This window comes from Microbacterium sp. NPDC064584 (assembly GCF_040687315.1).
Taxonomy (GTDB): domain Bacteria; phylum Actinomycetota; class Actinomycetes; order Actinomycetales; family Microbacteriaceae; genus Microbacterium; species Microbacterium lacus.
In genome coordinates this window covers 1-9285 of record NZ_JBFBMZ010000016.1, presented here as the reverse complement: position 1 = coordinate 9285, position 9285 = coordinate 1, and the positions used below count along the sequence as shown (strand labels likewise).

Genomic DNA, 9285 nt, shown 5'->3' with positions numbered 1-9285 from the left:
GACCGGCGGAGAGTCAATATTGAGGGTTGCGCTATTCGCAAGCACGCGTCGATCCGCTCATGCCTTTGAGCGACAGCTAGCTGTATGAGGCCATGACGTTGCTGACTCGCGTCGGTGTCGCAGAGGCGGGCGGTTGCCCGTCGTGAGCGCCGTGGGGACGGTGATAGTTGTAGTGCCGGTTCCACACTTCGAGCGCGGCAGCGCGTTCGGCTTCTGAGCGCCAGATGCGCGCGTAAAGAAACTCTTCGGCGAGGATCCGGTTGTAGCGCTCGACTTTGCCGTTGTGTCGAGGCGTGTATGGCGTGATGCGCTGGTGTCGACTGTTCCCGACTGCGTCGTGGAAAGCTGCGGATCGGTAGCAGGAACCGTTGTCGGTCACGACCCGCTCGATCCCGGCGATGCCGTGCTTGGCGAACCAAGCTCTTGCACGTCCGAGGAACGCGACGGCAGTGGCGGCTTTCTCGTCCGGCAACGCTTCGGTGTACGCGAGTCGGGTGTGCCCGTCGATGGCCGAATGCAGGTAGACGTACCCAGTCTTCGTACCCCGGGTCTTCTGACGTGCGACAGCTTTGGCTTTCTCGCTGCCTTTGCCGTGCACACGCCACCCGCCGCCATCAGGGATACGACCGACCTTCTTCACGTCCAGGTGCACCATGTGGCCGGGACGTTTGGTGGTGATGCGTTGCGGTTCCCGATTCAACTCGCCGTTGGGGTCAATATACTTGCGCTGGTTCAGGCCCAGCTGCGCGAGGAGCCGGGTGATGGTGCGACGACTGACCGGTGTTCCTGCTTGCTCGAGCTCGAATGCGATACGGGACGCTGGCCATTTCTGTTCTCGTCGCATTGACTCGATCTGCTCCACGAGGCGGCCAGGCGTTGCAGATGGTTGACGGATCGGCGACGACGAGCGGTCCTGTAGACCGAGCTTCCCGAATCGTTTGTATCTGTTGACCCATTTCGAGGCGGTCGCGCGGGAGATCCCCATCTCTGCGGCAACATGAGAAATAGGTCGAGTCCGACAGCGCGCGACGAGTCGACGACGACCTTCGACCGTCAGTGGCGAATTTGCGTGCGTCACTTGACCACCTCGCTCTCGACGGGTGCAATCAGCCGAATAAGCGGAACTGCGAGCAGCAGTGCCGTGGTGGTCGCGAGCGCGGCTACCCAAACGGGTCCGAGCGCGCCCGGCATGACGCTGAGTGCGGCGGAGGCGAGCACGGGACCGGCGGCCGCGCCAACGTTGAGTGCCGCTGTCGCGTATGACCCTGCCATGGTGGGTGCACTCGCCGCGGCATAGAGCACTCGTGTGATCAGCGTGCTCCCGACGGCGAACCCCACCACACCCTGAGTGAATACGAGCCCGAGCAGGGCAACGGGGTTCGTTGCAAAGAGGGCCAGCGCGACCCACCCGAGCACCAGAACGCTGCCACCACCGACGATGACGATCCTGGGTCGGGCATCCGAGAGTCGTCCCGCAACGGTGACGCCGATGAAGGAGCCGACGCCGAAGAGCACAAGGGCCAGCGGTACCCACCACTGGCTCAGGCCGGCGGTGTCCGTAACGATCGGCGCGAGATAGGTGAGCGTGGCGAAGGTGCCGGCATTCACCAGGGCAGCGAGCAGCATCGTTAGAACGAGGCGCGGCGAGGACAGCTGCGCCAGTTCCACACGCAGCGAGGTCGAGGACGACTCCTCCCTTGACGAGTCGTGAACTTGAGTGTTGAAGCCCGCGGCAATGCCGATCGCAGCGGGGACGCAGAGAAGAGCGATCGCCCAGAACGTCGACTGCCAGCCGAGTGCCGTTCCAAGCAGTGCACCGGCGGGGACGCCGGCGACGGTGGCGACGGTGGTACCCGCCAGCAGAACCGCCACGGCCCGCCCTTTGGCATCGGGTGCTACGAGTCTCGTCGCCGCACCCAAAGCGACCGCCAGGAAGCCTGCATTCACGATCGCCGCGATCACGCGCGTGATGAACAGAACCGTGAAATCCGGCGTAAGTGCCCCGACGACGTGGGATAGCGCGAATACGATCGCGCAACCCAGGAGTGTCGCCTTCACGGGGAGGTGACGAGTGAGCGCGGCCATCGCCGGTGCACCGATCACCATCCCTGCGGCGAACGCCGATGTCAGGAGACCAGCGGTCCCCACGGAAACGCTGAAGTATGTGGAGATGTCGGGCACGAGGCCGGCGAGCATGAATTCGGAAGTACCCATGGCGAAGACCACCAGGGCAAGAAGATAGAGAGCGAAAGGCATCGAGATAGCTCCGAAGCGAGAGTACGAACAAGAGAACGTCTCGTCACCACGGTCAGCGCCCAGAGGGCACCCGGATGCCGTGCTGCGCGCAGCACTGGGCAACAGAGAGCTAAGGGCTCAGCGGAGGTGAGGGGCTGACGGCGTGACCGAAAGCCCCTGAGTGTCCGATTCAGGGCTCGACATACCGCTCACCTTACCTGGCTGCGCCGCCAGCCCCAAGAAGTGTCAACAACCTCCTGGCCAGCAACAGCTAGCAGATCGTCGTCCGCCGAGTGTGGTGGGCTTGTACCTCTCCTCTGTTGCGGAGATCTCCGGGCAGGCGCGTCCCGCTGACGAGAGCCACAAACTCCAGGCGGAGTCTCTTCGGTGGTTGCTCTGATCACGTCGTTCGATACACTCGGAATGTGCATTTGTACTTCCTGTGACGGCTGAGTAAGGCCTACCGCGCTCGTTGAGTCATCCGAGCCTGCGGCGGCCGCTCGTTCTCGACCCTGCACGGGTCGCCGTCACCTTGCGCACCCTCGCACGCTTCATAGCCGTGCGGTGCGTCGTTTCCGAAGGATACGAATGCTCTCCCTCAACACCCCTCTACCAGCGCGCCATCGCGCGCAGCTCATCGCCTCCGACGTCTCCGTAACGCGCGGAGCCACCCCCGTCCTCAGCCACGTCGACCTCACGGTCACGGCCACCTCGCGAGTAGCGATCGTGGGCGAGAACGGCCGGGGGAAGTCGACGCTCCTGCACGTCCTCAGCGGCGCTCTCACCCCGGACAGCGGAGTAGTGCAGCGACTCGGGACGGTCGGCATAGCCGAACAAGAGATGCCGACCGGCGGCAACCGCACAGTGGGCCAGGCGGTCGCGGAAGCGATCGCGCAGCCGCTCGCCGCCGTTGCGGCCCTCGATTCGGCCGCGGTGTCACTCGCCGCAGGCGTCCCCGGCGCCGAAGAACGATACGCCGCCGCATTGGAACACGCCGAAGTCCTCGATGCGTGGGATGCCGAACGGCGGGTGCAGATCGCGTTGGAAGCACTCGACGCCGAAACGGAGCCATCCCGGCGCCTGGACGACCTCTCCGTCGGGCAGCGCTATCGAGTCCGTCTGGCGTGCCTGCTCGGCGCCGACGACGATTTCCTGCTCCTCGACGAACCCACAAATCACCTCGATCGAAGCGGCCTCGAGTTTCTGACCACGCAACTGCGGTCGCGAAACGGCGGCGTGGTCGTCGTCACCCATGATCGCGCGCTGCTCTCCGACGTCGCGGAGACGATCGTGGACCTCGACCCGACCCCGGATGACCGGGTGCGCGTGTACGGCAACGGTTATGCCGGCTACCGCGAGGGCCGGCGCGCCGAGCGCGAACGGTGGGAGCACGAATTCGAGCGACAGCAGACCGAGCTCGCGCGGCTGCAGGACAGTCTCAGCTCGGCGCAGAACCGACTCGTCTCGGGGTGGCGACCAGAGAAGGGAACCAACAAGCACGGACGGGCCACGCGCGCGGGCGGGCTCGTGCAGAGCGTGCATCGCCGGCAGGAGCAACTCGAAGCGCACGCGGTGACTGTTCCCGAGCCGCCGCAAGTGTTTCGCTTCCCGGAGCTTGCGACCCGAACCGGAGCGGTGCTGTTGAGCGTGGAGGACGTGACCGTGACCGGCAGGCTTACGCGCCCGGCGGCGTTCTCTCTGTCACACCGCGGGCGTCTCGTAGTGACCGGACCCAACGGGGCCGGCAAGTCCACACTGCTGAGCGTCGCAGCGGGAGACCTCCGCCCGGACACCGGCACCGTTCGTCGCCCGCAGAACGTGCGGCTCGCTTTTCTGCGCCAAGAGTCGGAGCTGCCGCTGGATCGTCGCGCGAGCGAGTTCTACGCAGCCCACGTCGACGCGCTCGTTCCATCGCGTGAGGCAGTCGGTCTCTCGCAGCTCGGGCTCCTGCGCGCCCGCGAATCGAGCAAGCGGATAGGTGAGCTGTCGATGGGCCAGCAACGGCGCCTCGAGCTGGCCCTGGTGCTCGCCACCAAGCCGCACGTGCTCTTGCTCGACGAACCGACCAACCACCTATCGATCGCGCTCGTCGACGAACTGACCGACGCGCTCAACGCCACCCAAGCGGCTGTTGTCGTATCCACCCACGACCGGCAGCTTCTCCGCGACGTCGAAGGCTGGCCGGCACTGCAACTGGAAGCTACGACCGAAAGCGAGGCGCTCGTATGACCCGCGAGACTCCCGACCGGCTGCGGGCGCTGCGCCCTCTCGCTACCCGCGACTACCGGCTGCTGTTCGCGGCCGTCGGTATCGAAGTCTTCGGCACCGGCATGTGGACCATCGTCATGGTGTTTCAGGTGCTCGCACTCGACGACAGCCCCCTTGCCCTGTCAGCCGTCGCTACCGGGCTCAGCCTCGGCCTCTTCGCTTTCTCGGTCCTCGGCGGGGTGGTAGCCGATCGCTTCTCGAAGCGGCGGATCATCATCACCGTGCAGGGACTCACCGCGGCGGTCATGGCCGCCGTCGCGGTGCTGTCCCTCACGGGCGCGATCGAGTTGTGGCATGTCGGGCTCGCCTCGTTCGCCATGGGCGCGGGTAGTGCGTTCTTCTACCCGGCCTACAGCGCCTACCTCCCCCAAGTACTACCGCCCGAACAACTGCTCGCCGCAAACGGGCTCGAAGGGGCTCTCCGGCCCTCGATGGGGCAGGGCCTCGGACCCGCCCTCGGAGGGATCATCGTCGGGGCGTTCTTCCCCGCCATCGGAGCGGTCATCGTCGCCGCGTCCTACGCAGTCGCGTTCGTCATCACACTGTTCCTCAGCCGCCGGGAGGAAACCACCGAACCGGAACAGTCGCAGCAACGCACGAGCGTGTGGGGCGACCTCAAAGCCGGGGTCCGCTACGTCGCCCGCACCCGCTGGCTGCTATGGACCCTGATCTTCGGATCATCCCTCGCGCTCATCATCCAGGGCCCAATCGAGGTACTTCTCCCCTTCCTCACCCGCGACCGATTCGACGACGCCGAAGCAACGTTCGGACTACTACTCGCCGCCTACGGAATCGGAGGCGCCATCGGATCGCTCATCGTGTCGTCACTCAAACTGCCCCGGCGATACCTGACACTGATGATCGGCCTCTGGGGCGGCGGTACCCTCCCGCTCGTGCTCATCGGCCTCGCCAACAACCTAATAGTGATGCTCGCCACACTGTTCGCGGTCGGAGCTGCCACAGGAGCCGGCGTGGTGATCTGGGGCACACTGCTTCAACGCCTCGTGCCACCCGAAATGATCGGCCGTGTCGCCAGTCTCGACTTCTTCGTCTCCATCGCGTTCATGCCCGTCTCGATCGCCATCGCCGGGCCCCTATCGCTGATCGTGCCGATACCAGCCATCTTCATCGTGGCCGGCGTCGCGCCGACGCTGCTCGCCATCGTCGCGCTTCTAGCCGGACGCATGCGGGACGTCGAGACGAGACACCCCCTGGACACTTGACCCAGCGCCGCACTGCGTCCCTGATTGTTAGCGTCCTGGAAGGAATTGACTCGGCTTGGAGTTCTCGGGCCGCGGCTGCCTGAACCCACTCCGATGTGCCCTCAGCGGGGGAGGAAATCTGCTCTCGCGGCGACGAACTCGGAATTGTCGCGTTGCGAGAACTGCGACCATCGGCTCGCTGTCTGCGGCGTGATTCCCATCTGAACGGCCACGATAGCGGCGGGGAGGTCGCTAGCGAGGGCGAGCATGGCGTAGTTCCGGGCGATCCGCGGGCTGACCCCGGCCCGCGCTATCCACCGTCCGAGGGTCGTGGGATGGATCGGCTCGTGGTGTCGTCGGGGAGATGGGAATAGATACGATCCCTCACCGGCTCGCCGAGTCGCCCCCGGATTCTGCTCAGCTTCTTTCACGAGCTGCGCGAAGAGTTGAGCGACCGAGTTCGGGATCTCGATGGGTTCTGTCGATAGCGCGAGATACGTTCGTCCTCCGGCTGTACTGGTGTCGACAGTGGTGAGCCGGTGGATGCGGTCGGTTCGAGCTCCGTAAAGGAGCACGAGCAGCGCGGCAACCCTGGTCGCGAGGCTCACCGTGTCGTCCGACCCGGCGATAAACGTGCGGACCAGAGCGTGATGCTCGTCCTCCCCGCTGACCTCGCTCGGCCTGGCCTGCTGTCCGCGCTCGACGCGGAGTCCCGGATACTGGCCGGTGGACCTGAGCCACGAGATGAACGGTGCGATGTCGCCGGTGCGGGCTGCGTTGCCGCCGACCCACCGGTCTAGGACCTCCTGTGTCAGCGCGGAGAAGCCCGCCCCTTCTTGCTCGACGTGCTGCAGGAGTCGCGCGGCCGCGCGGATCCGTTCACGCGCGGAATCTGCGACACCGACCGTGGTACGGCGGCGTCCTGCCCGCCGCCGCACAGTCCGCAGCACCTTCCATTGTGCATAGGGAGTGATCTCGGCGGCATGGTGTGAAGGAAGCTGGATCAGGTACTCGTCGACCCATGTTTCGAGCCGCTCAGTCTGCTCATCTCGTACCGGGAGAACGCCGACGTCGACCAGGAGCGCACGGAGATGATGTCGCGCCTGCCCAGGCGGACACGCGTCAACGCGCGCATGCGTGATCGACTCTTCCGACCCGATCGCTCGGAGCAGAGCTCTCGGGGTGGGCTTGAGCAGCCATCTCATGGTCGAGTCCACGCGACCTCGATAAACGAGCGCGTCCGGGAGCCCGGCCAAACGCCCGGGGATCACCCCCGTCGCGGACGCGAGGAGGTCGCCGGCGGCTCGAACGACGGAGCAGCGGATGCAGGTGTTCTCGAAGTGCTGCTCACCCGGGGCGCCACACGTGGCACAGACGTAGTCGCGCGTCGACCCTGCACACGGCCCGCAAACGCGCTCCCCTCGGTCATCGCGACCGATGAGCGCTTTCACCTGCCCACAAGACCCGCAGCCGTCGGGGTGGCGGAGCTCGCGTCGATAGCACACGCCGCATATAGACCCGAGGGGCCAGGTCGTATGAACCGCGCGCTTCTCACCGCAGATGGCGCACTCGGCGATGGGGGTGCGGTAGCAGCTGTGGCACAGATCTGCTACGCCATTCTGGTGGCGGGTTGCGACGCGTCGCTCCCGTCCGCATTGTCCGCACGCTCTGACCGGTGCGGAGTAGCAGCGCTGGCAGAGATCCTGACCGTCCACGATGGCGGTGACGTGATCGACACGGCCGCATCCCGCACACGCCCGCTTAGGGCGCGCGCAGTGCCCGCAGAGTGGTGCGCCGTCCTCGGCTCGAGCGCTGGGCGCACGGATGCGACCACAGCGCGAGCACTCCATACGTCGGCTGACGTTGTAGCACGGTCGGCAGAGCCCTCCACCGTCGGGGAGTCGTTTCACCCGCGGGGCGCGGCTTCCGCACTCGGAGCAAGGATGCTCCGGCACCACGGTCATTTCGAATGCCCGGGCCGATTGATCGTCGTTCGGCGGGCGGATACTCGGCTCTTCCGCGGGATGACTTCCCCGGAAGCCTTCCTGGCGGACGCCTCGACGATGCGGGGTTCGATGAGGTCGTTGGGTGTGCACTCAAGGATGTCGCACAGCGCGATCAGCGTAACCATGCTCAGGCGCTGCGGCTGACCCGTCACCAGCCGGTAGGTCTGCTCCCGGGAGAGCGCGACACCACGCTCAGCGAGCAGCGGCTGCAGGTCCGTCGTGGCGAACATTCCACGCTCCGCCATCTTCGCTCGCAGATGCCAGACGTAGTCCATCTCTTTCACCGTGCTGCCTCCTCGAAGTCGGCGCCGTAGCGGGTGTGAATAGCTTGGGTGAGCAGCCGGTTCCGGTACTCGTTAGAGACGCCGACGTAGATCGCGGTCGTCGAGGAAAACGAGTGCCCCACCTGCTCCTGAATGAACCGCTCCGGGTAGTCGAACTCCACCAGGTGCGTCACGTACGAGTGCCGCAACGAATGCAGATCCAACGAAGAGTCGATCCCCGCGGCATCACGAGCTGTACAGAACGCTTCGTTCGCCGCACGCCTGCTCAGCCTCGTGCCCCGTTCGGTCACCCACAGAGCAGGCGACGAACTCGACGATGACGACAACGCCGGCCGAACCTCATCGAGGTAGTGCGCCAGCGTCTCCGCGATCCAGCCCATCTCCGGAACGGTGAGCACCGTGCGCCGCTTCGACGGGCCCCCGCGGCTCGCTTTGCCATGGCGCACCGACAGTGCACCGAATCGGTCTAGGTGCGGCAGCTTCGCGTTGCGGCGGAGATCCACGAGATCAAGCATGACCGCCTCACGTCTTCGCAACCCGAACGCATAGACGCACTTGAGAAGCGCGGCGTCCCGCACGGCCTGAACCGCACCCTTTCGCCGTCGCGACAGGATCCGTGCGGCGAGCCCGTCGGCCGCATCGAACAGCGCCTGGACTTCGTCGAATGTCAACGGTCGCCGCGCGGCATCGCCCTCGTACTCGCTGACATGCACAATCGAGTTGTCCTCATGGAACACCTGTCTGGGTGCAGCGCCAAAACGCGCTTCACACTCGGACAGCCAGGGATATCGAGGATCAGTGATGTACTCGCAGAACATCTTGATGTCGATCTCGTATCCACGCAGCGTCGATAGCCGCAACGGCTTCACGCCCGAGCGCAGCTCACTGATCCACGCCTCCGCCTCCGCCGGCGTCCATTGCCACGGGTACATACCCGTGAAGTCCACGAACCGGCGCACGAGCCGCTCTCTCGCCGCAATCGTCGGAGCCTTCAAGAAGCGAGCAATCTGCTGGGCTCGCCACCCATTCAACATCCCGTCGAGCACGGCTCCCTCAGGGTCAAGATGAATGACATTCCGCGCGGAGACGAGCCGCTGCGCAGACGATGGATCAACTTCAAGCACATCCTCATGATGCATCCAATACAACATTGATGCAAATGAAGTACTCTGGGTGATCAAGAGTGGCGCAGAGACCCCCGGCCCCCTCGACATCCTTCTTGAGCTCAGGCTCTACCGCGCGGGCGATCGCGCTTCGCGCGTTGCATCGGATGGCAATATCGCCCGTTTG

Annotated in this window: 7 protein-coding genes; 2 read left to right on the top strand and 5 right to left on the bottom strand. The window is 65.3% G+C overall.

Translation table 11 applies throughout. The features are described 5' to 3' along the window. Nucleotides 1-76 precede the first annotated feature (76 nt). Nucleotides 77-1078 (bottom strand): IS481 family transposase, encoded by a 1002-nt coding sequence (locus AB0P18_RS16200; RefSeq protein ID WP_217316631.1) that lies wholly within the window; start codon nt 1076-1078, stop codon nt 77-79. After that, the gene (locus AB0P18_RS16195; RefSeq protein WP_217316632.1) at nt 1075-2256 is read right to left on the bottom strand and encodes a Cmx/CmrA family chloramphenicol efflux MFS transporter; all 1182 of its coding nucleotides are present in this window, start codon (nt 2254-2256) and stop codon (nt 1075-1077) included. Before AB0P18_RS16195 ends, AB0P18_RS16200 begins: the two co-directional genes overlap by 4 nt. 567 nt (nt 2257-2823) lie before the next feature. Between AB0P18_RS16195 and AB0P18_RS16190 the strand changes: the two genes are divergently transcribed. Both AB0P18_RS16190 and AB0P18_RS16185 read left to right on the top strand, forming a co-directional pair. Beyond that, nucleotides 2824-4464: an ABC-F family ATP-binding cassette domain-containing protein gene (locus AB0P18_RS16190; protein ID WP_184219691.1), complete on the top strand. Its 1641-nt coding sequence runs from the start codon at nt 2824-2826 to the stop codon at nt 4462-4464. Further along, nucleotides 4461-5726 carry an MFS transporter gene (locus tag AB0P18_RS16185; RefSeq protein ID WP_071329986.1) on the top strand — a complete coding sequence of 422 codons (1266 nt, stop codon included), beginning with the start codon at nt 4461-4463 and terminating at the stop codon, nt 5724-5726. Before AB0P18_RS16190 ends, AB0P18_RS16185 begins: the two co-directional genes overlap by 4 nt. A gap of 101 nt (nt 5727-5827) precedes the next feature. Here AB0P18_RS16185 and AB0P18_RS16180 read toward each other — a convergent pair whose 3' ends face one another. The 3 genes from AB0P18_RS16180 to AB0P18_RS16170 form a co-directional block, all read right to left on the bottom strand. Beyond that, nucleotides 5828-6910 (bottom strand): hypothetical protein, encoded by a 1083-nt coding sequence (locus tag AB0P18_RS16180; protein WP_143049337.1) that lies wholly within the window; start codon nt 6908-6910, stop codon nt 5828-5830. Nucleotides 6911-7665: 755 nt separating this feature from the next. After that, nucleotides 7666-7986 (bottom strand): helix-turn-helix transcriptional regulator, encoded by a 321-nt coding sequence (locus AB0P18_RS16175; protein ID WP_071330018.1) that lies wholly within the window; start codon nt 7984-7986, stop codon nt 7666-7668. Between the two features lie 5 nt (nt 7987-7991). Further along, on the bottom strand, nt 7992-9119 hold the full coding sequence (locus AB0P18_RS16170; RefSeq protein ID WP_239264827.1) for a tyrosine-type recombinase/integrase: 1128 nt from the start codon (nt 9117-9119) through the stop codon (nt 7992-7994). Nucleotides 9120-9285 lie beyond the last annotated feature (166 nt).